We start from the raw sequence: 23,925 nt of genomic DNA, 5'->3' as shown, positions 1-23,925 counted from the left end.
CGCGCCCCGGCCAGTGCTTGGGTACACTTCCCCACTCATTTGATCGAGTATCAGGAACACTACATGATCGCTTGCCTGCGGCTGTTCACTGCCCTCTGCCTCGCTGCCCTGTTGGCGGCTTGCGCCAGCTCGCCCTCGTCCAGCCTTGGCGAACTTCCACGGACCCCGGACGCCAGTCTCGAGCAGTTGCTCCAGCAGGCATCCGAAACCACCAATCCGGAAAAGGCCGCCCTGTTGCGCCTTTCGGCAGCCGACCTCGCCCAGCGCCAGCAGAATACTGCGCGTGCAGCGCAAATTTTGGCTCTGGTGCCAATGGATCAACTCAAGCCTGCCCAGCAAGTGTTTGCCAGCACGCTGGCAGCCGAGCTGGCGATGAGCCGCAATGACCACAAGTCAGCGCTGGCCGCCTTGAACCACCCAAGCCTGTCGATCCTGGGCCAGCTGCCAGCCGACCTGCAGGTGCGCACGCATACCGTCCATGCCCTTGCCCTCGAAGCTGACGGCCAAACGCTGGCGGCCGCACGCGAACGTACAGCAATGAGCCCAAACCTGACCGGCGACGCTGCCAATAGCAACAATGAAGCCATTTGGGCACTGGTGGCCGCCTTGCCGGTCGATCAGTTGCACGCACAAAACAACGACGTGTTGGGTGGCTGGATGTCCCTGGCCCTGGCCGTCAAGAGCGCGGGCACCCTGCAGGATCAGCAGAACGCCATTGATCAGTGGCGCGCGCAGAATCCAGCTCACCCTGCCGCCATCCAGTTGCCAGCACCCCTGATCAAGCTCAAGGAACTGGCCAGCCAACCCCTGACCAAAATTGCCTTGCTACTGCCGCAGGACGGCCAGTTGGCCTCCGTGAGCAAAGCACTGCGCGACGGCTTTATGGCTGCGCACTATCAGGCCCAGCAAGCAGGGCAAAACCCGCCAAGCATTCAGTTCTACAACAGCTCGCGCCTGACGTCCCTGGACGAGTTCTATCGCCAGGCACAAGCCGACGGCGTGCAACTGGTCGTTGGACCACTGGAAAAAAACCTGGTCAAACAACTCAGTGCTCGCCCGCAATTACCGATCACGACGCTGGCCCTGAACTATAACGAGGGCGCTCAAGGCCCGGCGCAACTGTTCCAGTTTGGTCTGGCAGCGGAAGATGAAGCCCGCGAAGTGGCACGACGCGCACGCGCCGACGGCCTGACCCGTGCTGGCGCCATGGTGCCAGTCGGCGAATGGGGCGACCGGGTGCTCAAGGCATTCCGCCAGGAGTGGGAAGCACACGGCGGCACCATTGTCGGCACGGAACACATCGACAAGCCCGTAGCACTGGCCCAGCAAGTCGCAGACCTGGTGCAATTGCGCAAAGGCGGCGGCTCTGCACAACCGACGCGCCGCCAGGACATGGAGTTCATCTTCCTGGCCGCGACCCCTCAGCAGGCACAGCAGATCAAGCCGACCCTGAACTACCAGTACGCCGGTGATCTCCCGGTTTACGCGACTTCCCACGTATTCAGCGCCAGTGGCGACCAGAACCAGTACAACGACATGAACGGCATCCGTTTTTGTGAAACACCCTGGTTGCTCGATCCTACCAACCCGCTGCGCCAACAAGTCACCGCACAATGGCCACAAGCGAGCGGTAGCCTGGGGCGCCTGTACGCGATGGGCATCGACGCCTATCGCCTGGCACCGAGCCTGGGTCAGTTGAAAGCACTGCCCGACACCCGGATTGACGGCTTGTCCGGCAGCCTGAGCATGAGCCCGGCACAGCGTGTCGAGCGTCAGCTGCCGTGGGCCGAGTTCGTCAATGGCCAGCCTCAACGCCTGCCTGCTACCCCAAACTGATGCCCGAGCGCTCAAGCCAAGACATTGGCAAGGATGCCGAGCGCATGGCGCTACGGCATCTTGAGCAACAGGGTTTGCGCCTGCTGGCGCAAAACTGGTCATGCAAGCGCGGCGAGCTGGATCTGGTCATGCTTGACGGCGATACAGTAGTATTCGTCGAGGTTCGTTACCGACAACACGCGCAATGGGGTGGCGCACTGGCCAGCATTGACGCACGCAAGCGTCAAAAGCTGATACTTGCCGCCCAGCATTTTTTGCAGCGCCAAGCACGCTGGGCCGATCACCCGTGCCGGTTTGACGTGGTGACAATGGACAGCGCAACACCCCAATTGAACTGGCTACGGAATGCCTTTGACAGCCAATAACGCTGCCAGACCGATTCCAGCACCCTTTTTTAAACGATTTTGCTTTGCTTTGCTGGCTGCACATTCTTGTGCCGGGAAGTCACTCAGGAACACCTGGATCACGCCCGACCAGCCGCCCTACTTAAGGTCACATAGATGGACATGCAATCCCGTATTCGCCAGCTTTTCCAAGCCAGCATCGACACCAAGCAGCAGGCGATGGAAGTGCTTGCCCCCCACATCGAGCAAGCCAGCCAGGTCATGGTCAATGCCCTGCTCAATGAGGGCAAAATGCTTTCGTGCGGCAATGGCGGGTCGGCAGGTGACGCCCAGCACTTTTCGTCCGAACTGCTCAACCGCTTCGAGCGAGAGCGCCCGAGCCTGCCGGCCATTGCACTGACCACCGACTCGTCGACGATCACCTCGATCGCCAACGATTACAGCTTCAACGAGATTTTCTCCAAGCAGATCCGCGCACTCGGCCAACCTGGCGATGTGCTGCTGGCCATTTCCACCAGCGGCAACTCGGCCAATATCATCCAGGCCATTCAAGCCGCCCACGATCGCGAGATGATCGTCGTCGCAATGACTGGCCGTGATGGCGGCGGCATGGCCTCACTGCTGCTGCCCGAGGACGTGGAAATTCGCGTACCTTCCAATGTCACAGCACGAATTCAAGAAGTCCACCTGCTGGCGATCCACTGCTTGTGCGATCTGATCGACAGCCAACTGTTCGGGAGTGAAGAATGACTTTTAATCGCCTTGGCCTGATAGCCCTGACCCTGTGTCTTGGTCTGACCGCCGGTTGCAGTTCGGTACTGACCGCCACCCGCGACAAGCCCATTGAGGATGATCGCGGCACCCGCACCTTTGGCAGCAAAATCGATGACTCCCTTATTGAAACCAAAGTCGCCGTGAACGTGGCCAAGGCCAACCCGGACCTGGATACCGGCTCGCATATCGTTGTCACCAGCTACAACGGCATCGTGCTGCTGGCCGGCCAGACCCCGCGCGCAGACCTCAAGGCCCAGGCCGAACAAGCTGCCGCCGCCGTTCAACGCGTGAAGAAGGTCAACAACGAACTGCAAGTCATGGCACCGTCATCGATCCTTGCGCGCAACAACGACGCCTGGCTGACCACCAAGATCAAGACCCAGATGCTGACCGACAACGCGATTCCTGGTTCACGGATCAAAATCGTCACGGAAAACGGCATCGTCTACATGCTCGGCCTCGTGACCAAGCAGGAAGCCGCCCGCGCCACCAGCCTGGTGCAAGGGGTTTCCGGGGTGCAGAAAATCGTCAAACTGTTCGAGTACATCGACTGACAGCTCCCAACTGCCAGACACAAAAAAGGCGACCTTCTCAGGTCGCCTTTTTTATCACTTCACCACTTTCAGGCTTGGCCGGCCCGTAGGACGCGGAGGCTCGGTGCCTGGCGGTGGCCCATCGTCATCCGGCTCAACCTCGTCATCAGCCTCAAGAGACTCTTCCAGGTCGAACACCATGCCCTGGCCGTTCTCGCGGGCGTAAACGCCCAGGATTGCTGCAATAGGCACGTACAACGTGTGAGGTACACCACCAAAACGCCCTTCAAAGCTTACTGCTTCGTTGTCCATGTGCAATTGACGCACGGCGGTTGGCGAAACATTCAGGACAATCTGCCCGTCACTGGCAAAACCCGCAGGCACTTGCACCTTCGGGTAGTCAGAGTTAACCAGCATGTGCGGAGTGCAGTCGTTATCAACGATCCACTCATAGAGCGCACGCACCAGATAAGGTCGACTTGAATTCATCGAGGGCTCCTAAAGCCTTAGCGCATGTCGCGTTCGACACCAGACAAACTCGCCTGGAAAGCCTCACGCGCAAATTGGCGCTCCATATAGTCGAGCAGCGGCTTGGCTGGCCGCGGCAATTCAATACCCAAAACAGGCAAGCGCCAGAGTATCGGCAATAGGCAGCAGTCGACCAGACTTTGCTCATCACTGAGGAAAAAAGGTTTGTCGGCAAACAATGCAGAAACACCCGTCAAGCTCTCGCGCAATTCCTTGCGGGCCTGTACACGCGCAGGCTCCTTGGTCCGTGAATCAAGGATCAAATCAACCAACGCACACCAGTCACGCTGAATACGATGAATCAGCAGACGGCTATTGGCCCGAGCCACCGGATAAACCGGCAACAGCGGCGGATGCGGGTAACGCTCATCCAGATATTCCATCACCACAGTCGACTCCCACAACGCCAGGTCACGATCGACCAGGGTTGGCAGGCTGCCGTAAGGGTTCACTTCGATCAGCTTCGGCGGCTGACGGCCCGCCTCCACACTGATGATCTCGGCGCTGACACCTTTCTCTGCGAGCACAATGCGTACTCGATGGGAATAGTGGTCGGCGGGGTCGGAGTAACAGGCCAACCGATTGGTCACGCCCATGGCGGTCCTCCTCGCTTGTTGAAATTATCGGGAGCGGAAAAACGAACGCGCCCAAGGAACGCCTCTGATAACCGCAGAACCTGGGCAAGCCGGGTCGTTGGACCCCGCTTGCCACCCGTCCTGCACTGTTACCTTTTCAGAGACACCCTCGGGCGCGCACGATTAACAGCATTGCGTGTAACTATATCAGTGCACATCCTTCCAGTATTCGCGCTTGAGCAGATAAGCGAATACAAAGAGGAAGGCCAGGTAGATCAGCACGTAAGTACCGATGCGCTGATGCTCCAGCTTCACCGGGTTGGCCGAGTAGGCCAGGAAGGTCACAAGGTTCTTGATCTTCTCATCGAACTGCTCTTCAGTCAGTGCGCCGGTTTTTGGCAGCACTGTCAGTTGGTCGCACGCTTCATGCGTCAAAGGTGTGCCGGTGAGCGGATCATACTGCTTCTTGCCGTCTTCGACGATCTGTACTTGCTTGCAACCCACAACCTGACGGCCTTGCAGCGGCGCCAGAACGTTAGGCATACCCACGTTCGGGAAGACCTTGTTGTTCACACCCCAAGGGCGAGACGGGTCTTCGTAGAAGGCGCGCAGGTAGCTGTACAGCCAGTCAGTACCACGAACACGGGCTACCAGCGTCAGGTCTGGCGGTGCAGCACCGAACCAGGCCTTGGCATCAGCAGGCTGCATGCCGATGTTCATGTGGTCGCCAATCTTGGCACCGGTGAACACCAGATTGTCGAGCATGACGTCATGGGGAATCCCCAGGTCGTCCGCCACGCGCTCGTAACGCTGGAACTTGGCACTGTGACAGCCCATGCAGTAGTTGGCGAACGTGCGCGCGCCATCCTGCATGGCAGCCTTGTCAGAAACATCGATGTCGACCTTGTCGAGCTGCACACCTTGTTCAGCCGCAAAGGAGAACACAGGCATAACTGCGAGCATCAATACAGCAAATAGCTTTTTCATCAGCCAGTCACCCTTTCCGGAACCGGTTTGGTCTTCTCAAGCCTGGTGTAGAACGGCATCAGAATGAAGTAGGCGAAGTACAGGAACGTACACACCTGCGACAGCAGCGTGCGGCCCGGGGTCGGTGCCAATACACCCAGCACACCCAGAATCACGAAGGAGATGCAGAACACCCACAGCCACACCTTGCTCATCCAGCCCTTGTAGCGCATGGATTTAACAGGGCTGCGGTCAAGCCACGGCAACACGAACAGCATTGCAATCGCGGCACCCATGGCAATCACGCCAAGCAGCTTGTCCGGAATTGCACGCAAGATCGCGTAGAACGGTGTGAAGTACCAGACAGGGGCAATGTGCTCCGGCGTTTTAAAGGCGTTAGCCTGTTCAAAGTTCGGTTTTTCCAGGAAGTAACCACCCATTTCCGGGAAGAAGAACACAATCGAGCAGAAGATAAACAGGAACACCACGACGCCGACGATATCTTTCACGGTGTAGTACGGATGGAAGGGAATGCCGTCCAGCGGTATGCCGTTTTCGTCTTTGTGCTTCTTGATGTCCACACCGTCCGGGTTGTTGGACCCTACTTCGTGCAACGCCAGAATGTGCAGCACCACCAGACCCAGAATCACGATCGGCAATGCGACTACGTGCAAGGCGAAGAAGCGGTTCAGGGTAATCCCGGAGATCAGGTAGTCACCACGAATCCACTGGGTCAGGTCGTTACCGATAACCGGAATCGCACCAAACAGCGAAATGATCACCTGGGCGCCCCAGTAGGACATTTGACCCCAAGGCAACAAATAACCCATGAAGGCTTCTGCCATCAGGGCCAGGTAAATCATCATGCCGAACAACCACACCAGCTCACGGGGCTTCTGATACGAGCCGTAGAGCAAGCCGCGGAACATGTGCAGATAGACGACAACAAAGAACGCCGATGCACCTGTTGAGTGCAAATAACGCAAGATGGAGCCGTATTCGACGTCACGCATGATGTATTCGACAGAAGCAAAGGCTTCTTCTGCCGACGGCGTGTAACTCATGGTCAGCCACACGCCGGTCACGATCTGGTTAACCAGAACGAGCAATGCGAGGGAGCCAAAGAAATAGAAGAAGTTGAAGTTCTTCGGGGCGTAATACTTGCTGAGGTGGTCTTCCCACATCTTGGTGGCAGGGAAGCGGGCATCTACCCAATCCATGAACTTGCTCATTACGCGTTCTCCCCATCGAGGCCAACGACAACAATGTTGTCCGACTCATAATAGTAGGGCGGTACTGGCAGGTTCAGCGGGGCTGGCTGCGACTTGTAAACGCGGCCGGCCAGATCATAGTGCGAACCATGACAAGGGCAGAAATATCCACCTACCCAATCCTTGCCAAGATCAACAGGCGCGACCTCAGGACGGAACGTAGGCGAGCAACCCAAGTGGGTGCAAATACCGATCAACAACAGAATTTCTGGTTTGATCGACCGCAACTCCGGATTCACATAAGCAGGCTGATCAGATTGCTTGGAATCAGGGTCAGCAAGCTGCCCTTCAATCTTCTTCAGATTTGCCAGGATTTCCTCGGTGCGACGTACGATGAATACTGGCTGACCACGCCATTCAGCAATCATTTGCTGACCTGGCTCGACCTTTGCAATATTCACTTTCACCGGTGCGCCAGCGGCTTTCGCCTTGGCACTGGGAAACCACGACCCCACGAACGGGACCGCCGCCCCCACCGCTCCTGCAGCACCCACCACGGATGTGGCTGCTACGAGGAAGCGACGCCGGCCGACATTTACGCCGTCATTGCTCATTCAGTCCTCTCCCATCAGCTTTGTGGCCTGTTAAATCAGGCATCTACTAAATTTGCATCTGAACTTATAAAAATTTTGCAGAATGGTAATGAAAAGCCCCTACTCTGACAAGGTAATTACCGCTCTCGGGCGGCTACAAGCCTTGTAGTATAGGCGTTTGCTGGATGTGGCAAGTTGTCACACCAATAATTCATCACCCATAAAAAAAGCCCAGCTCCGAAGGAGACTGGGCTTTTTTGAACGAAGCTGCGAATTAACGCTTCGAGTACTGCGGACGCTTACGCGCTTTACGCAGACCGACTTTCTTACGTTCAACTTCACGAGCATCGCGAGTTACGAAGCCAGCTTTGCGCAGAGCGCCACGCAGGGTTTCGTCGTACTGCATCAGTGCGCGAGTGATACCGTGGCGGATTGCGCCAGCTTGACCACTTACACCACCACCGATCACGGTGACGTAGATGTCGAATTTCTCGACAGTCTCAGTCAGTTCCAACGGCTGACGAACTACCATGCGGGCAGTTTCGCGACCGAAGAAATTCTCCAGAGTGCGGTTGTTGATCGAGATGTTACCGGTACCTGGACGCAGGAAAACGCGTGCAGTTGCGGTTTTACGACGGCCAGTGCCGTAGTTTTGAGTCGCCGACATAATGAACTATTCCGTTAAAACTTCAGTTCTTGGGGCTGCTGAGCAGTATGAGGGTGAGCAGCGCCCGCATAGACTTTCAGCTTACGGTACATGTCGCGACCCAGTGGGTTTTTAGGCAGCATGCCTTTAACCGCGGTCTCGATCACGCGCTCAGGAGCTTTGGCGATCAGCTTTTCGAAGTTGATCGACTTAATCCCGCCCGGGAAACCGGAGTGAGAGTAGTACATTTTGTCAGTGGTTTTAGCACCAGTGACACGGATCTGCTCAGCATTGATAACAACGATGTAGTCACCGGTGTCAACGTGCGGAGTGTATTCCGGCTTGTGCTTGCCACGCAGACGGCTCGCGATCTCGGTGGCCAGACGACCCAGGGTCTGACCAGCAGCGTCGACGACAAACCAGTCGCGCTTTACTGTTTCTGGTTTAGCAGTAAAAGTTTTCATTCTTTATAGCCTCAGGGGCCGCCCTGTAAATTAGACGGCAGATCTTACTGAATAGTGCGTACTTTGACAAGTCAAAGGCAGCCGGATACAGACGCTATCGGGGGCTCGGGTCAGCGCGTCCGTTCAACGGCAAGATTCTTCGGCAGGCGGCGCATCACTTCCACTGCAGAAAGAGGTCGGCAATTATCCAGATTGCGCAAAAAATTACAACCTGCTTTTATGTTTGTTTACCCGAAGGAGCACCCGATGGACTACCGCAAGCTAGGCCGAACCGATCTGAAAGTAAGCGAAATCGCCCTCGGAACCATGACCTGGGGCGAGCAGAACACCCAAGCTGAAGCCTTCGAGCAAATCGAATACGCAAAAAATGCCGGCATCAACTTCATCGACACCGCCGAGATGTATCCGGTGCCGCCAAAGGCCGAAACCTACGCCAGCACCGAGCGCTACATCGGCAACTGGTTCAAGGAACGCGGGGATCGCGCCGACTGGGTGCTGGCGAGCAAGATCGCCGGTCCCGGCAACGGTATCGACTACATCCGCGACGGCAACCTCAAGCACAACCGCACCCACATCGTGCAAGCCCTGGACGCCAGCCTCAAACGCCTGCAAACCGACTGGATCGACCTCTACCAGCTGCACTGGCCCGAGCGCAGCACCAACTTTTTCGGCCAGCTTGGCTACAAGCACAACGCCGACGAGGATTTCACGCCGCTGGAGGACACCCTCCAGGCGCTGGACGAGCAGGTCAAGGCCGGCAAGATCCGCCACATAGGCCTGTCCAACGAAACGCCGTGGGCCACCATGAAGTTCCTGCAACTGGCCGAGAGCCGTGGCTGGCCACGTGCGGTATCGATCCAGAACCCCTACAACCTGCTCAACCGCAGCTTTGAAGTGGGCCTGGCGGAAATTGCCATTCGCGAACAGTGCGGCCTGCTTGCCTACTCGCCCCTGGCGTTCGGCATGCTGTCGGGCAAGTACAGTGGCGGCGCCCAACCGCCAAAAGGTCGCCTGAGCCTCTACAGTCGCTTCTCGCGCTATTCAAACCCGCAAGCGGTGGCTGCCAGTGAGCGCTACGTGGCTCTGGCCCGCGAACACGGCCTGGATCCGGCACAAATGGCACTGGCCTATGTCACCCAACAACCGTTCGTTACCAGCAACATCATTGGGGCGACGACGATGGAGCAGTTGCGAAGCAACATCGCCAGCCACGACCTGAAATTGTCGGATGAGGTGCTGGCGGGCATCGAAGCGATTCACAAGGACCAGCCAAACCCGGCGCCTTGATCCTGCTGTAAACCGTTTTCGTAGCAGTTGCCGAAGGCGACGTCCGATTGCGAAGCAATCGTAAACCTGAGAGCGCCGACTAACTGTCAGTGCGCAACCTCCGACCTTACGACGGCTACGCTGCCGGACGCAGCCTGCGGCAGCTGCTACAGGGGCGGCGCAACCTCCCCCTAGACACACAGGAAAAAAAATAAGACGATCCAGCCGTAAGTTGACCAATTTCACCTATAAGAATAATCAAAATATGTCTATGTCTAATCAACTCTCAACGCCCTTGCGGCGCGTCAGCATCCTGGCCATCGATCGGGTATTCGCCTCGACCCTGATGCATGCCAAGGACTTTTTTCATCTCGCCAGCCTGCGTCATGGCAAGCAATTGGGCCGCGGCCTTACCCCCACCTTCGAGACGCGGCTGGTGAGCCCCGACGGCAAACCCGCAGTCAGCTTCAGCAATGTAGTGCTCCCCGTCGATGGCGGCCTGGAGGACTCCGACATCATCATCCTCCCGGCTTTCGGGGAAGACTTCGACACAATCTGCCAGCGCTACCCGCAAGTCCTGCCGTGGCTGCGCGAGCAGCATGCTCGCGGCGCAGTCCTGTGCGCAGAGGCCACCGGGGTATTCTGGCTCGCAGAGGCCGGGCTTCTGGATGGCAAGGAAGCAACCACGTACTGGCGCTTTTTCGACACGTTTGCCCAGCGCTACCCTGAGGTTCACCTCAATCAGGACAAGCACCTCACTGACGCAGACAATCTCTACTGCGCCGGCGGGCCGACCTCTGCCTGCGACCTCTACATCTACATGATCGAACGTTTCTGCGGTGCCAACATTGCCCAGGCCGTGGCCCGCGACATTCTTTACGAGGTGCAGCGCAACTACACCCCCGGGCGCATTGGCTTTGGCGGCCAGAAGCTGCACCAGGACGTGATCATTCTGCAAATCCAGCAATGGCTCGAAGACCACTTTGCCGACAAGTTTCGCTTTGAAGACGTCGCTCGCGATCATGGCATGAGCATCCGCAACTTCATGCGCCGCTTTCAGCTGGCCACGGGTGACAAACCCCTGCACTACCTGCAGCGCCTGCGCATAGAAACGGCCAAGGGACTGCTTTCGGCCTCGCGCAAAAGCATCAAGACCATCAGCTACGACGTGGGCTATGACGACGCGAGTTTCTTTGCCCGACTGTTTCGCCAGCACACTGAGTTGTCACCGAACCAATATCGGCAGCAGTTCTTGCAGGCGGGCGTAAAACAGGTGGCTTGAATTCCAGGTGACGGGCTTGATAGCCCGATGCTGAAGACGCCTTCCGGGTTCTGGAGAGTAAAAAAAAGGCCTGCAATGCAGGCCTTTTTTTCGACTAGGGTTTGTGCGCCCTGGTCAGGTATTCGTGAGACTGCATTTCCAGCAGACGGCTGAGGGTGCGCTGGAACTCGAAGTTCAGGCGCCCGCCGGTGTACAAGTCCTTGAGTTCGACTTCAGCCGAGATGATCAGCTTGACGTTGCGGTCATAGAACTCGTCGACCATGTTGATAAAGCGTCGGGCGATGTCGTCGGTTTTAACGTCCATCTGCTCCACACCGCTGATGATCACAGCGTTGAAGATTTTACCCAGCTCGATGTAGTCATTCTGGCTACGCGGGCCGTCGCACAACTCGCGAAAATCGAACCAGGCCACGTCATCGCAAGTGCGAAGGGCGCGAATGGTGCGGTTTTCGATGATCAGGTCATCGCCTTCAATCGCCCGGGTAGAGTTGTGCGTCAGCGCCTTGAAGCTCTCGCGCAAACTTTTCTCGGAAGCCTCGTCCAGCGGGAAGTGGAACAGTTCGGCCTGCTCCAGATGACGCAGACGGTAGTCGACGCCGCTGTCGACGTTGACGATCTCGGTGTTTTGCTTGATCAGTGCAATGGCAGGCAAGAAGCGCGCGCGCTGCAAGCCGTCCTTGTACAAACCGTCCGGCACGATGTTCGACGTCGCAACCAGGGTAACGCCGTTTTTGAACAGCTCTTCCATCAAGGTGCCCAGAATCATTGCATCGGTAATGTCCGACACAAAGAATTCGTCAAAGCAGATCACCCGTGCTTCATCCGAGAAGCGCTTGGCAATGATGGTCAACGGGTTCTTTTCGCCATTGAGGGTACGCATCTCTTCGTGCACGCGCTTCATGAAGCGGTGGAAGTGAGTACGCATCTTCTGCTTGAACGGCAACGCGTCGAAGAACGTGTCGACCAGATACGTCTTGCCCCGGCCTACGCCACCCCAGAAGTAGATGCCCTTGACCGGCGTCAGCTCTTTTTTGCCGAACAGCTTGCCGAACAGGCCCGGCTTGCTTTGGGAAGCCGCCACCAGGTCGTCGTACAGGCGTTGCAGATGGCGCACGGCGTTTTCCTGTGCGGCATCGTGAAAGAAGTCCGGGCGTTTCAGATCAACTTGATATCGTTCTAGAGGCGTCATAATTCGTTAGCAAGGCAACAAAAACGGGCCGACACTGTAGCGACGGCCCTTGGGAATGGCAATCAAACCTGAGACGAAACGTCGCACTTTCTCAGTCTTGCGCGGGCAGCAGTGCCACTCGCAGTGCTTCGATTGCCCCATCACGTGACGAACTGTCGGCAAACGCCGGGCTGTCGGCCACACAGGCGTCGTCCAGCCAGACGCTGAAGCTCAGCTCATCAGTGCGCACATCCAGCGGCTCACCGGATTGCAACTGCTTGGTCACCTGACCTGCGGCTTTGCCATCGGCAAAACTGCGTGACAGCAACAATTGCTCGCCATCTGCGGCCAGCAGGCGGAAACGGAAACTGCCGTCTTCGTCGCGAAAGCTGACAAAGCGCGGGCCCTTGACGGCTTTCTTTTTGCTGGCGGTGGCGGTCTGCGCCACGCTGACAAATGAACGCAGACCCACCGCCTCACGCAGTTGCTCAAGGAATGGACTCGCGGTTTTACGGGCTTTTTGCGCGCCAGCCAGAAGAATGTCTTCCATATCGGCAGGTCGCGACATCAAGTCATGATAACGCTCGCGGGACTCACCCAGTTCGGCGTCCAGCTGCTTGAACAGGCGCTCTTTCGCCTCGCCCCAGCCCAGCCCCTGCAACAGCTCGCTGCGCAACTCTGCCGCCTGCTCAGGCGTGGAGAATGCCTGGTACAGGGTGAACAGGTGCGAGTTGTCCGGATCTTTCGGCTCGCCCGGCGCACGGGAGTCGGTAACGATGCGCGAAATAGCGCTTTTCATGTCTTTGGCGCTGCTGAACAACGGAATGGTGTTGTCGTAGCTTTTGGACATCTTGCGACCATCAAGGCCCGGCAAGGTGGCCACGCTTTCTTCGATCAGCGCTTCAGGCATGGCGAAAAACTCTTTGCCATTGCCGAACAGATGGTTAAAGCGCTGGCCAATGTCACGGGCCATTTCAACGTGCTGGATCTGATCACGACCGACCGGCACCTTGTTGGCGTTGAACATCAGGATGTCCGCCGCCATCAACACCGGATAGCTGTACAGCCCCATGGTGATGCCCGCATCCGGGTCTTCGCCATTTTCCAGGTTCTTGTCGACCGAAGCCTTGTAGGCATGGGCACGGTTGAGCAGGCCTTTGGCAGCGACGCAGGTCAGCAGCCAGGTCAGTTCCGGGATTTCCGGGATATCTGACTGGCGATAGAACGTCACACGTTCAACATCAAGACCGGCGGCCAGCCAGGTCGCAGCGATTTCCTGACGCGAGCGCTGGATGCGCAGCGGGTCATCGCATTTGATCAGGGCGTGGTAGTCGGCCAGAAAGTAGAACGAGTCGGCATTGAGGTCGCGGCTGGCCACGATCGCAGGGCGAATGGCCCCGGCGTAGTTGCCCAGGTGCGGCGTACCGGTAGTGGTGATACCGGTGAGGATACGAGTACGAGAGGTCATGGGTAATCGCTTATCAGGCTGCAATCAATTCGAAAGGCGTGGCGCTACCAACTCTTTGAGCTCGGGCAGCTTGCCGTGAAAAAAGTGTCCGCATTCTGCCACTTTCAGCAGCTCATGGGGGCGCGACAGGTGGTTTGACCAGTTATAGACCAACTGCGGATCAATCACTTCGTCGGCTTCAGGCTGGATAACCGTCAAGGGGCACCCTTGCGGCAAGGGGTAGTCGTCACGCAAACGCGAGACCGCTGTAGCGATCATGAACAGATGCGACAGCTTTTCGCCCTCGGCCTCAAGTTGCCCACCCAGGCTGGCCGCGACAAAGCCGCCAAACGAAAAACCGATCAGGGTGATGGGCAATTCAGGGTGTTTGGCGCGCAACCAATGAGCCGCAGCCAGTGCGTCGTCGATTTCGCCAGTGCCCATATCGTGACTGCCAGCGCTCGCGCCGACACCACGGTAATTAAATCGCAAGGTAATCAGGCCAGCATCACGGGCAGTGCGTTGCAGGGTCGAAACCACTTTATTCATCATCGTTCCGCCCTGCACCGGATTAGGGTGGCACAGCAGCGCAAGGCCCCGTGGCTCAGCAGAATCAAGGTACAAGGCTTCCAGTTGGCCGACCGGGCCATCAATTACTACGGGGGTTTCGCGGGTAAGCAAGAAGGAACTCCGTGACCTCAAATTGGGTCGACTCGTCTAGCTGATAGATTCTGTCTGACATATTTGCGAGTGCATCGCGGTATACAGCGCAGGTCCGAGCCGTTAACGTAAAGCAAAGCCGTTTATAGAGGAAGGACTCGTGGAACACTCGCTCTTGATTTGGTTGTTGCCGACTCTAGCCCTGGTTGCCGGTGTCGCCATTGGTTTTCTGGTTGCCCGTCTGTTGCCAAATGCCGTGCCTAACCGCACGCAGCGTCAGCTGGACGACATCCAGGAACGTTTTGACAGTTACCAAAGTGAAGTGGTTACCCACTTCAACACCACCGCCAATCTGGTGAAAAAGCTCACCCAGAGCTATCAGGAAGTGCAAGAACACCTCGCCGAGGGCGCCAACCGTCTGGCCCTGGACGAGCAAACTCGCCAACGCCTGCTGGCTGCCTTGCACTCCGATGTGCCACAACCGCATCGCGAGCGCATCACCCCGCCGCACAGCACCGAGCCGCCATTGGATTACGCCCCAAAAAGCCCCAACGGCCCGGGCATGCTCGATGAGCATTACGGTCTGAAAAAGTAAACAGTGCGCTCAATAAAAAGCCCCGCGATCTGCAAGGATCGCGGGGCTTTTTTTTGTACGGCTTGCGACTAACCCGTAGCAGCTGCTACGAAGTGCCTTGCCTTTACGGGTACTGCTGCACCTGGCCTGGCTGCTGGTATTGCATGCCCGGGATCGGCGCCAGGGTGACTTGAACACGGCGGTTTTGCGCACGGCCGTCAGCCGTTGCGTTGCTGGCAATCGGGTCGGCAGGGCCTGCGCCACGTACCGACAGGTACTGGCCGCTGACACCCTGGGACGTCAGGTAGCTCGCCACGCTTTGCGCACGCTGCTGCGAAAGCTGCATGTTGTAGTTGTAGTTACCGGTGCTGTCGGTATAGCCCACGATCTGAATCTGGTTCTGGTTGTTGAACTGCTTCAACGAGTTCGCCAGATTGTTCAGCGGCTGATAGAAACTTGGGGCGATGTTGGCGGAGTTGGTGGCGAAGGTAATGTTGCCCGGCATCACCAGTGTGATGTTGTCACCCTGACGCTGAACTTCTACGCCCGTATTGGCCATGCTTGCACGCAGTGCCGCTTCTTGCTTGTCAGCGTAATAGCCATAACCCGCAGCACCCAGACCCGCCACGGCGGCGCCGATCAGCGCACCCTTGCCACGGTTGTTGTGGTCGATGGCAGCACCTGCCACAGCACCGGCCAAGGCCCCCAGGCCGCCGTAGGTGGCCGTTTTGCTCAAGCCCGTCCCCGAAGAGGCCTGGCCCTGATTGTCATACGGGTTAGGCGTAGCGCAGCCGGCCAGCAAGGCAACAGCGCTTGCTGCAACAATCAAACGACGCGAGATGAACATGGTGACGCTCCTGATCAAACTTTCTGAGGGGGCAAAGGCTATTGGCGTTAGACCTTTATAAGCCTTGGAACACGACCAACGGTAAAAATTCCTTTGGCCGCAAACATTCGCACTCAACGAACAATAGCCGCCCGAACGCCACCTCACAAATCCATGTACCCGCACTTGCAGTTACTTTTTCGACGCTTTGCTGCTCACCGGAATATGCAGGTAAGACATCACGCTTTCGGTCAGTTCGGTTGCCAGTTTGACGGCTTCTTTATTACGCGCCATCACCCCTGCAACCAGTCCTTCGATCAAAGCGAGCACCGCAATGCTGGAACTGGTCATCACCGGATGGTCGGCAGGCGCAAACAGTACGTGCTCGGCAATACTGGCCAGCGGCGAGGCCGGTGAGTCGGTGATCGCCAGCACACAGGCGCCCCGCTCCCTGGCAAAGCGTGAAAGCTGCAGGGTGTCGATGGAGTAGCGCGGCAGGGAAATAGCCAGCATGACGTCCTGATCGGTGATCGCAGCCAGGCGATACGCGGCGTTTTCATTACCGCCCTCCATGCTGATGGCCGTCGCATCGGCACAGAACGGCATCAGGGTCGAAGCGGCCAGGCCCGCGAAGTAGACGCTATTGCCAAAGCCCAGGATGTAGATCTTGCGCGCCTTGATCAGGCTCGTGACAAAGGCTTCAAACGTATCCGGATGATTGTTGGTCGCCGCGGTGGCGAGGTTGCTGCTGGCGCTCTGGATTTGCTCATGCAGGCCAAATGCGCCGTCAGGACGATGGGCCAGCTCGTTGCGAAGCTTGTCTACCGGCGACACCACTTGCTGCAACGTCGCCACCAGCTCGGCCTTCATGCCGGTGTACCCCCCCAGGTTCATGGCCTTGGCCAACCGGTTGACCGCGGCCGGGGATGTGGCCGTTTCCTGGGCCATTTCCTCAATCGTCAGCGTTGCGGCCCGCAGCGGGTGACGCAGGATAAAGTCCGCGACCTTGCGCAATGAAGGCTGCAAGTGGGGCGCGACCTCTGCCAGCTTGCGCATGACCGGAGCCGCATAAATAGTGGTGTTTTTGGATGGGCTTGGCATGTCCGGCTCAACATTTCCTGTGGATAAAAGAAGGGGCTGTGCCCAATCAATGGTGCGAGCGGGCTTGCGTGGGCCGACCGAGTGTATCCCAAGCCCACCCCGGGTGCGCAGCCCGCAAGCCGGGGCCTGAAACCTATTTCAGACTGCCCGAAAGAAACTGCTGCAGCCGCAGGGACTGAGGGTCAAGCAGCACTTTTCGCGGGTCGCCACGCTCCTCAACAACACCCTGGTGCAAGAACACCAGTTGGTTCGAAACTTCGCGGGCAAACCCCATTTCATGGGTGACAACCACCATGGTGCGCCCCTCCAGCGCCAGGTCCTGCATGACCTTGAGCACGTCGCCCACCAACTCGGGGTCGAGCGCGGAAGTCGGCTCATCAAACAGCATCACTTCCGGCTCCATTGCCAGCGCCCGGGCAATGGCCACACGCTGTTGTTCGCCGCCGGACATGTGCGCCGGCCAGGCGCTCATGCGGTGCGCCACCCCGACTTTGTTCAAGTAGTGCTCGGCCTTTTCCCGCGCCTCGCGCTTGCCCATGCCCAGCACATGCACCGGAGCCTCCATCACATTTTCAAGGGCCGTCATGTGCGACCACAGGTTGAAATGCTGAAACACCATCGACAGCCTTGAACGCAAACGCTGCAACTGCTTGGGATCGGCAGCCTTCAGCCCTGCGCTCTTGCTGGCCACCAGTTTCAGCGCTTCGCCATTGAGCACGATGCTGCCCGAGTCGGGTTGTTCCAGCAGGTTGATGCAGCGCAAAAAAGTACTCTTGCCCGAGCCGCTGGAGCCGATGATGCTGATCACATCCCCCGCCTTTGCCTCCAGAGACACGCCCTTGAGCACTTCATGGGAACCGTAGCTTTTGTGCAAATCGCGCACTTCAAGTTTGTACATGATGTCCACTCTCCAGGATCAGTCGCTCAGCAGGCGGCCTTGGCGAATAAGGGTGCTGCCAGCAACTTTGGCCAGCCACAACCCGGGCTGGGCAAAGCGCAGGCGCTCGCGGGCATAGAGGATGCCGTCAGTGTCGGCACGCACCACGCTATGACGGTCAGTGATCGGGTCGATCACTTCAAACAGTGGATCGCCCACCGTGACCCGAGCCCCCAGTGGCTGAATAAAACTCACCACTCCGGGATGGGGTGCATAGGCGTACTGCGCGCCTGCAAACGGCGTCGCCTCGCAACAGTCGGTCGGAGCCGTCGACCAATCGCCATTGATCAAACCCTGATCCGCGAGATACCCCAAAATTGCCTCGGCGCTCTGTGCACACGGCTCGGCCTCGGTATCCGCCATGCCGCGCAACTCAATGGTTGCAGCCACACACGCCAACGGAATATCCGCTTCGGGAAAGCGCCCGGCGAGCTGCAGCCAGGGGATCCCACACGCCTCATCAAACGCGCTGCCGCCTGCATCCTCCGCCAGCAATGCGGCACCGGCCTGCAGCCGGGCAGCCAGTGACTGCAGGCGCGGCCAGTTTTGCGGCATGGCGTACAGCAGCATGATCGACTCGAAGTCACAGTGCAGGTCCAGCACCACATCAGCGTCACAGGCATGGCGCATCAGCAGGCAACGCAAGGCATCCAGCTCAGAAGCCGGAGCCGGCAACTCATCCAGGACAGCGAGCATGGCGCTGCGCACCCGCGCGATATTGGTGCCAGCATCCGCACCTAACTGCCCCTCCAGCCTGTCTGCCACGGCGTCGGCCAGGGCCGGAAAGTCACGATTGAAATTCTTGCCGCTGGAAAACTCGAAACGCCCCTGATGGGTGGCCTGGAACATCTGGCCAATACCGATGGGATTGGCCATGGGCACCAATTCGACCACCCCATTCAGACGGCCCTGCTCTTCAAGCTCGAGCAGACGGCGCTTGAGCTCAACGGCAACCCGCATCCCCGGCAACTCGTCGGCATGCAAAGAGGCCTGGATATAAGCCTTGCGCTGCCCCTGGCCAAAACGAAACAGGGACAAATGGCGTTCGGTGCCCGAAGCAGTCCACGGCAAAAGGTACTTGATGTGTTCCATGAATATTCCTTAGTGCTTGCGCGGTGCCAGATACGCCAACCAGCGGCGCTCGGCGAGCTTGAACAGACGAACCAGAATGAACGTCAGGACCAGATAAAAAATGGCCGCGGTCACAAAGGCCTCAAACGGCAGGTAGTAGCGCGCACTGACCGTACGCGCGGCGCCGGTGATGTCGACCAGGGTGACAATCGACGCCAGGCTGGTGGTCTGCAGCATCATCAGCACTTCGTTGCTGTACTGCGGCAACACACGGCGCAGGGCCGACGGCAGGAGAATCCTGCGAAACAGGGTCGCCCGTGACATGCCCATGGCTTTACCGGCCTCGATCTCGCCGTGGGGGGTTGATTTCAAGCTGCCCGCCAACAGTTCAGCGCTGTAGGCACTGGTATTGATTGCAAAGGCCAGGCACGCGCAAAAGGTGGCACTGGAAAGGTAGGGCCACAGCACGCTTTGGCGTACCGCCTCAAACTGCGCCAGACCGAAATAGATCAAAAACAACTGCACCAGCATCGGTGTGCCACGGATAACGTAGGTGTAAACCCAGGCCGGAAAGTTGATCAGGGGCGAGCGTGAAACCCGCATCAAGGCCAGCGGAATGGCCAGCATCAGCCCGAAGAACAGTGAAATCAGCAGAACTTTGAGAGTCACCAGGGCGCCACTGAAATACAGCGGCAGGCTTTCCCAGATCAGGTTGTAGTCGAGCATCATGAGGGGCTCCCAATCACAGTTCGGCGGCTTTTATGCCGACCGAAAAGTGTTTTTCCAGATAACGCAGCACCAGCAAGGACACGCTGGTCAGCATCAGATACAACACCGCCACGGCGAGGAAAAACGTAAACGGTTCGTGGGTCGCATCCGCTGCGTTCTTGGCTTTGAACATCATGTCCTGCAAGCCGATAACCGAAATCAACGCCGTGGACTTGGTCAGCACCAGCCAGTTGTTGGTGAACCCCGGCAGGGCGAAGCGGATCATCTGCGGCACCAGAATTCGCCAGAACACCTGTGAACGGCTCATGCCATACGCCTGTCCCGCCTCGGCCTGACCTGCGGGGATGGCCATGAAGGCACCCCGAAAGGTTTCCGACAGATAGGCGCCGAAAATGAAGCCCATCGTGCAGACACCGGCGATAAAGGGATTGATATCGATGTAGCCGGTGTAGCCCAGCGCCAGCGCGATGCGGTTGATCAGGTCCTGGCCGCCATAAAAGATCAGCAGGATCAGCACCAGATCAGGGATACCCCGAATCACCGTGGTATAGCCCTCCCCCAGCCGCGCCAGCCATTTGACCGGAGACAGGCGAAAGGCCGCACCCACCAGACCCAGGGCAATCGCCAGGGCCATGGACGTCAGGGCAAGGTTCACGGTCAGCCAGGCACCATCGAGAATGCTCGATCCGTAGCCGTGGAGCATGATGAAATTCCTCAGGCGAGCGCCAAAAAAAGCGCGAGACCAACCCCTGCCGCCCCCCTGAAAGGAGGCGACTTGAGGGTTGCGGGGTTACTTAGCGTTGGCCGTAGATGTCGTACGTAAAGTACTTGGCCATGACCTGGTCGTATTTACCGTTGGCGCGTATCGCATCAATGGCTGCGCTCAGGCGTGCAGCGTTGGCGGTGTCGCCTTTGCGCACCGCAATACCGGCACCACGTCCGAAGTATTTCGGGTCGTTGATATCAGGACCAACCAGGGCGTAATCCTTGCCAGCCGGGGTTTTGATAAAACTCTCGTCGGTGTAGACGATGTCCGCCAGGGTGGCGTCCAGACGGCCCGAGGCCAGGTCGAGGAAGGCTTCATTCTGGGTGGAGTAGCGCACGACCACGACGCCCGCCGGCTCCAGCTGTTCGGTTGCAAAGCGGTCATACGTCGAAGAACGCTGCACGCCGAGACGCTTGCCCTTGAGGTCGACCTTGGGGTCGGTGAGCACATTGCCCGCCTTCATCGCGAACTTGCCGGGGGTGTGGTAGTACTTTTTGCTGAAATCCACCGACTTGAGGCGGTCTTCGGTAATCGACATCGAAGACAGCACCGCATCAACCTTGCGCACTTTAAGTGAAGGGATCATGCCGTCGAACTCCTGGACGACCCAGGTGCATTTGGCCTTCATTTCTTCACACAGCGCATTGCCGATGTCGTAGTCAAAACCACTGACTTCACCCTCAGGGGTTCTGAAGGAGAATGGCGGATAGGCCGCCTCGATGCCGATGCGCAGCGGCGCTTCATCGGCGTGAGCCATAAGACTCGCAGCGCAAAGTGCCAATACACCTAGAAGTTCTGTCTTTTTCAAATTATTGACTCCTGAAGGGGCGCCATCCGGGCTGGCTCGGTGGTTAAAACCCATAAGGGTGTGCGCCTATAAGTGACACGTATTATTTCAGAAATCAATATCGTGAAAATAAATATATCACCCACAGACAACATCTTTCCTTGTGGGAACGGGCTTGCTCGCGATGGCATCACGCAGTCATGCAGGCAGACCGCGTCGTCTGAATCACGAGCAAGCCCGCTCACACGCAAAAGAGAGAGGGGGTGTCAGAACTTCACGCCCAGCGTCAACGCTACAAAATCCCGGTCACTGAGGGTGTTGTAGCGCCCGCCAAAGAAATTGGTGTACGACAGGCTGCTGGTGTAGGTGCTTTGGTATTCGCCGTCCAGACCGAAGGTGATGGCTTTGCGACCCTCTTCGAAGTTGGCATTGGGGCCAGGGGAATAGCCGCTGATGTCATGGGACCAGCCCAGATTGGGCTTGAGGTTCACACCGGGCAGGACGCTGTTGTATTCCCACACCGCCCGGCCACGGTAGCCCCAGGAAGTGGCAGTGGTGAAGCCGTCGTTGCCGCCTGAACCGAACACCGGGTCACGGCCATAACGCAGGTCTGAGGGGCTATCCAGTCCGCCCACATACGTCACACCCACTTCACCGGTCACGGTCAGGCGATTGGCCCCCATGGCGTTGTCGAAAACATGGCTGAGCGAGGTCTGGAACTGGGTAATTTCCTTGCGCCGATAACCCTGCACATCCGCGCCGGGAGTCACGGTCAATGGCGATGCGTCTGCAAGCCCGGGTAGCAGCGTGACATTGGCATACAGCAGGTCATTGCTGTTGAGTTGCACCGGCGCATTGGGCCGATAGCTCAACTCGCCTTTCCAGCGCGTGCCTGTGGATAACGTCGTGGCGAAGCTCAAACCATACAGACGGATATCTTCGGGGTATTCGACGTAGTAGCTGGAGTGACCGGCGACGATCATCGGCGCCAGCGCCCCTGCACCCGATGCCGCGTTGTAGGCCGACTGCGGCGCAGCGCCCGCGCTGAGGATCGGGTCGCGGCTGTGGTAATTCATGAAGTAGGCACCAAACTCGGTGTCCAGCGGCTCAAACACATAGTGCATGGCCACGCCAAACTGGCCGCTGTTGCGCGCATTGCGATCGGCTCCGCGACGCACCAGCACGCCCTCGCCGTTCACGTCGACACCCGCGCCGGTGAGGGCCGCGAGGTCCGCCACATCGAGCGCCGAGCGCTTGCTCATCACGCGATAGTTACCGCTGCAACCGTCAGCCATCACGTCGGACTGGGAGAAAAACGTCCCGCAGTTATCCGCTTCCGATTGCTCCCAATCCAGTTGATAAAAAGCGTCGGCCGACAGGTTGTCGGTCAGGTTTTGCGAGATATAGAACAGGTTGACCGGCACCAGGCCGTCTTTGTATTCAGTACCGGGACGCCGATAGGCAGACGCGTCAGTGGGGTTGATCCCATTGATCCCGCCACCGATAAATTCGCTTTCGCCCCAACTGACCACCTGCTTGCCCAGACGCACCGCGCCAGGCTGATCGGCAATCGCGTAGTTGTGATACACGAAGGCATCCAGCAGCTGTGTACCGGCAGATTGGGCACTGGCTTTTCGTCCGCGATCACTGATGGCTTTGAAGGGGCGACTGTCGTCTTGCAGCTCGAAGTCGTACCAATACTTGCCGCGCACGTACAGGCCACTGTCACCGTACTTCAGCTCCAGCGCGTGCATGCCGGTAAAAATCTTTGAGAAGGTTTCGCCGCGCTTGAAGTTGAGGCGGCCATCATCCGAGATTTCGGATTGCCCCTTGCCGCCATTGTTGGCGCCAATCAAGTTACGGTCGGCCTTGGCAGTGGACCAACTGGCCCCGATGGACAACTCGGAATCGATCTGGCCCTCGACCGGGCCGATATTGAAGCTTACGCCCCAGGCGGACGTCGACGCGAGGCTGACTGCCAGCGCCAGCTTGGCGCGGCGCCAGGACCGGTTGACTGAGGACATCGATACTTCTCCGTGGGCACACTGCAATAAGCCCGCAAGGATGAAGCAAATCCAGATTTTGACAAGAACACTCCCACCCCCGTAGTCGCTGCCGAAGGCTGCGAGCTTTTAATTAATCGCTATCAGATCAAAAGCTCGCAGCCTTCGGCAGCGACTACGCATAGCGATCAGTGCATCTCGGTGAACGCCAGCTTCACGCCCAGCGCCACCAGCACTGCGCCCATGGTGCGATCAAACCAATGGCCCATGCGGGCAAAGCCGGTGCGTACGCGCTGATGGCTGAACAGCATGGCGACCATGCAAAACCACAGCCCGGTGGCAACCGCGAGGTACACGCCATAGCCCGCCTGGATCGACAGCGGCGTATGCGGGTTGATCACCACGGTGAACAACGACAGGAAAAACAGTGTCGCCTTGGGGTTCAGGCCATTGGTGACAAAACCCGAAGTGAACGCCCCGCGAGCCGTACGCTCGCCCACCGGCAAGGCGGCGGCCAGTGCTGCCGGATCGGCCGGCTTGGCCCGCAACGCCTTGAAGCCGATGTACAGCAGGTAAGCTGCTGCCAGCCACTTCAGGGCGTTAAACAGCACAATGGATTGCGACACAATGATCCCGATGCCCAATAGCGAATAACCGACATGGACGAAAATCGCCGTGCCAACACCAAAGGCGGTAAAGATGCCGGCGCGGCGACCGTGGGTCACGCTCTCGCGAACCACCACGGCAAAATCCGGCCCGGGGCTGGCCACAGCCAACAGGTGAATCAGGGCAACGGTCAAAAATTCTGTCCAGTACATGCACGGCTCCATTACAAATT

Annotated in this window: 26 protein-coding genes; 7 read left to right on the top strand and 19 right to left on the bottom strand. The window is 58.1% G+C overall.

Annotated elements, in window-relative coordinates; all coding sequences use genetic code 11:
• The first annotated feature begins 63 nt into the window (after positions 1–63).
• From AACY07_RS03805 to AACY07_RS03790, 4 genes are all read left to right on the top strand, one after another.
• Positions 64–1,836: a penicillin-binding protein activator gene (locus AACY07_RS03805; protein ID WP_339473509.1), complete on the top strand. Its 1,773-nt coding sequence runs from the start codon at positions 64–66 to the stop codon at positions 1,834–1,836.
• Positions 1,836–2,201 (top strand): YraN family protein, encoded by a 366-nt coding sequence (locus AACY07_RS03800; protein WP_133078944.1) that lies wholly within the window; start codon positions 1,836–1,838, stop codon positions 2,199–2,201. The genes AACY07_RS03805 and AACY07_RS03800 overlap by 1 nt, the downstream gene beginning before the upstream one ends.
• 135 nt (positions 2,202–2,336) lie before the next feature.
• The gene (locus tag AACY07_RS03795; protein ID WP_019408589.1) at positions 2,337–2,930 is read left to right on the top strand and encodes a phosphoheptose isomerase; all 594 of its coding nucleotides are present in this window, start codon (positions 2,337–2,339) and stop codon (positions 2,928–2,930) included.
• Positions 2,927–3,508 carry a BON domain-containing protein gene (locus AACY07_RS03790; RefSeq protein ID WP_133078914.1) on the top strand — a complete coding sequence of 194 codons (582 nt, stop codon included), beginning with the start codon at positions 2,927–2,929 and terminating at the stop codon, positions 3,506–3,508. Before AACY07_RS03795 ends, AACY07_RS03790 begins: the two co-directional genes overlap by 4 nt.
• 54 nt (positions 3,509–3,562) lie before the next feature.
• Here AACY07_RS03790 and AACY07_RS03785 read toward each other — a convergent pair whose 3' ends face one another.
• The 7 genes from AACY07_RS03785 to rplM form a co-directional block, all read right to left on the bottom strand.
• Positions 3,563–3,976 carry a ClpXP protease specificity-enhancing factor gene (locus AACY07_RS03785; protein WP_133078913.1) on the bottom strand — a complete coding sequence of 138 codons (414 nt, stop codon included), beginning with the start codon at positions 3,974–3,976 and terminating at the stop codon, positions 3,563–3,565.
• Between the two features lie 17 nt (positions 3,977–3,993).
• The gene (locus AACY07_RS03780; protein ID WP_016779514.1) at positions 3,994–4,611 is read right to left on the bottom strand and encodes a glutathione S-transferase N-terminal domain-containing protein; all 618 of its coding nucleotides are present in this window, start codon (positions 4,609–4,611) and stop codon (positions 3,994–3,996) included.
• Positions 4,612–4,797: 186 nt separating this feature from the next.
• A complete protein-coding gene (locus tag AACY07_RS03775) occupies positions 4,798–5,577 on the bottom strand; it encodes a cytochrome c1 (protein ID WP_019823826.1) in 780 nt (259 codons plus the stop codon).
• Entirely contained in the window at positions 5,577–6,788 is a 1,212-nt protein-coding gene (locus AACY07_RS03770; RefSeq protein WP_019823828.1) for a cytochrome b, read from the bottom strand. The genes AACY07_RS03775 and AACY07_RS03770 overlap by 1 nt, the downstream gene beginning before the upstream one ends.
• Complete coding sequence (gene petA / locus AACY07_RS03765; protein ID WP_019823829.1) at positions 6,788–7,381, bottom strand: ubiquinol-cytochrome c reductase iron-sulfur subunit; 594 nt, start codon at positions 7,379–7,381, stop codon at positions 6,788–6,790. Before petA ends, AACY07_RS03770 begins: the two co-directional genes overlap by 1 nt.
• Before the next feature lie 253 nt (positions 7,382–7,634).
• Entirely contained in the window at positions 7,635–8,027 is a 393-nt protein-coding gene (rpsI, locus tag AACY07_RS03760) for a 30S ribosomal protein S9 (protein WP_003216038.1), read from the bottom strand.
• A 14-nt stretch (positions 8,028–8,041) separates the two neighbouring features.
• The gene (gene rplM, locus AACY07_RS03755) at positions 8,042–8,470 is read right to left on the bottom strand and encodes a 50S ribosomal protein L13 (RefSeq protein ID WP_007917032.1); all 429 of its coding nucleotides are present in this window, start codon (positions 8,468–8,470) and stop codon (positions 8,042–8,044) included.
• A 246-nt stretch (positions 8,471–8,716) separates the two neighbouring features.
• On the opposite strand from rplM, the gene AACY07_RS03750 reads away from it, so the two are divergent.
• Together AACY07_RS03750 and AACY07_RS03745 are read left to right on the top strand one after the other, a co-directional pair.
• Positions 8,717–9,757 carry an NADP(H)-dependent aldo-keto reductase gene (locus tag AACY07_RS03750; RefSeq protein WP_339473508.1) on the top strand — a complete coding sequence of 347 codons (1,041 nt, stop codon included), beginning with the start codon at positions 8,717–8,719 and terminating at the stop codon, positions 9,755–9,757.
• 325 nt (positions 9,758–10,082) lie between these two features.
• Positions 10,083–11,018, top strand: a complete 936-nt coding sequence (locus tag AACY07_RS03745) for a GlxA family transcriptional regulator (RefSeq protein ID WP_219261008.1) — start codon at positions 10,083–10,085, stop codon at positions 11,016–11,018.
• A 94-nt stretch (positions 11,019–11,112) separates the two neighbouring features.
• Here the strand turns inward: AACY07_RS03745 and zapE are convergent, their stop codons facing one another.
• From zapE to AACY07_RS03730, 3 genes are all read right to left on the bottom strand, one after another.
• Positions 11,113–12,207 carry a cell division protein ZapE gene (gene zapE / locus AACY07_RS03740; RefSeq protein WP_133078910.1) on the bottom strand — a complete coding sequence of 365 codons (1,095 nt, stop codon included), beginning with the start codon at positions 12,205–12,207 and terminating at the stop codon, positions 11,113–11,115.
• Between the two features lie 91 nt (positions 12,208–12,298).
• The gene (locus AACY07_RS03735; protein ID WP_339473507.1) at positions 12,299–13,654 is read right to left on the bottom strand and encodes a tryptophan--tRNA ligase; all 1,356 of its coding nucleotides are present in this window, start codon (positions 13,652–13,654) and stop codon (positions 12,299–12,301) included.
• 24 nt (positions 13,655–13,678) lie between these two features.
• Complete coding sequence (locus AACY07_RS03730; protein WP_326398469.1) at positions 13,679–14,314, bottom strand: alpha/beta hydrolase; 636 nt, start codon at positions 14,312–14,314, stop codon at positions 13,679–13,681.
• A gap of 139 nt (positions 14,315–14,453) precedes the next feature.
• Between AACY07_RS03730 and AACY07_RS03725 the strand changes: the two genes are divergently transcribed.
• Positions 14,454–14,888, top strand: coding sequence for a YhcB family protein (locus tag AACY07_RS03725; protein ID WP_133078907.1), 435 nt, complete (start codon positions 14,454–14,456; stop codon positions 14,886–14,888).
• Positions 14,889–14,991: 103 nt separating this feature from the next.
• Here the strand turns inward: AACY07_RS03725 and AACY07_RS03720 are convergent, their stop codons facing one another.
• The 9 genes from AACY07_RS03720 to AACY07_RS03680 all read right to left on the bottom strand — a co-directional run bounded on the left by AACY07_RS03720 (position 14,992) and on the right by AACY07_RS03680 (position 23,905).
• On the bottom strand, positions 14,992–15,714 hold the full coding sequence (locus tag AACY07_RS03720) for an OmpA family protein (RefSeq protein WP_133078906.1): 723 nt from the start codon (positions 15,712–15,714) through the stop codon (positions 14,992–14,994).
• Positions 15,715–15,885: 171 nt separating this feature from the next.
• Positions 15,886–16,794, bottom strand: a complete 909-nt coding sequence (locus AACY07_RS03715; RefSeq protein WP_133078905.1) for a MurR/RpiR family transcriptional regulator — start codon at positions 16,792–16,794, stop codon at positions 15,886–15,888.
• A gap of 133 nt (positions 16,795–16,927) precedes the next feature.
• Positions 16,928–17,692, bottom strand: a complete 765-nt coding sequence (locus AACY07_RS03710; protein WP_326398470.1) for an ABC transporter ATP-binding protein — start codon at positions 17,690–17,692, stop codon at positions 16,928–16,930.
• An 18-nt stretch (positions 17,693–17,710) separates the two neighbouring features.
• Entirely contained in the window at positions 17,711–18,823 is a 1,113-nt protein-coding gene (locus tag AACY07_RS03705) for a succinylglutamate desuccinylase/aspartoacylase family protein (protein ID WP_339473506.1), read from the bottom strand.
• Between the two features lie 9 nt (positions 18,824–18,832).
• Complete coding sequence (locus tag AACY07_RS03700; protein ID WP_133078902.1) at positions 18,833–19,531, bottom strand: ABC transporter permease; 699 nt, start codon at positions 19,529–19,531, stop codon at positions 18,833–18,835.
• A 13-nt stretch (positions 19,532–19,544) separates the two neighbouring features.
• Positions 19,545–20,234 carry an ABC transporter permease gene (locus AACY07_RS03695; protein ID WP_326425304.1) on the bottom strand — a complete coding sequence of 230 codons (690 nt, stop codon included), beginning with the start codon at positions 20,232–20,234 and terminating at the stop codon, positions 19,545–19,547.
• Positions 20,235–20,325: 91 nt separating this feature from the next.
• Positions 20,326–21,105: an ABC transporter substrate-binding protein gene (locus tag AACY07_RS03690; protein ID WP_133078900.1), complete on the bottom strand. Its 780-nt coding sequence runs from the start codon at positions 21,103–21,105 to the stop codon at positions 20,326–20,328.
• A gap of 245 nt (positions 21,106–21,350) precedes the next feature.
• On the bottom strand, positions 21,351–23,108 hold the full coding sequence (locus AACY07_RS03685; RefSeq protein ID WP_339473504.1) for a DUF1302 domain-containing protein: 1,758 nt from the start codon (positions 23,106–23,108) through the stop codon (positions 21,351–21,353).
• 167 nt (positions 23,109–23,275) lie between these two features.
• Positions 23,276–23,905: a LysE family translocator gene (locus AACY07_RS03680; RefSeq protein ID WP_133078898.1), complete on the bottom strand. Its 630-nt coding sequence runs from the start codon at positions 23,903–23,905 to the stop codon at positions 23,276–23,278.
• Positions 23,906–23,925 lie beyond the last annotated feature (20 nt).

It is taken from the genome of Pseudomonas sp. RL_5y_Pfl2_69 (assembly GCF_963970465.1).
GTDB lineage: Bacteria > Pseudomonadota > Gammaproteobacteria > Pseudomonadales > Pseudomonadaceae > Aquipseudomonas.
Note: the sequence above shows the minus strand (reverse complement) of the source record. Positions and strands in the feature narration are given on the sequence as shown.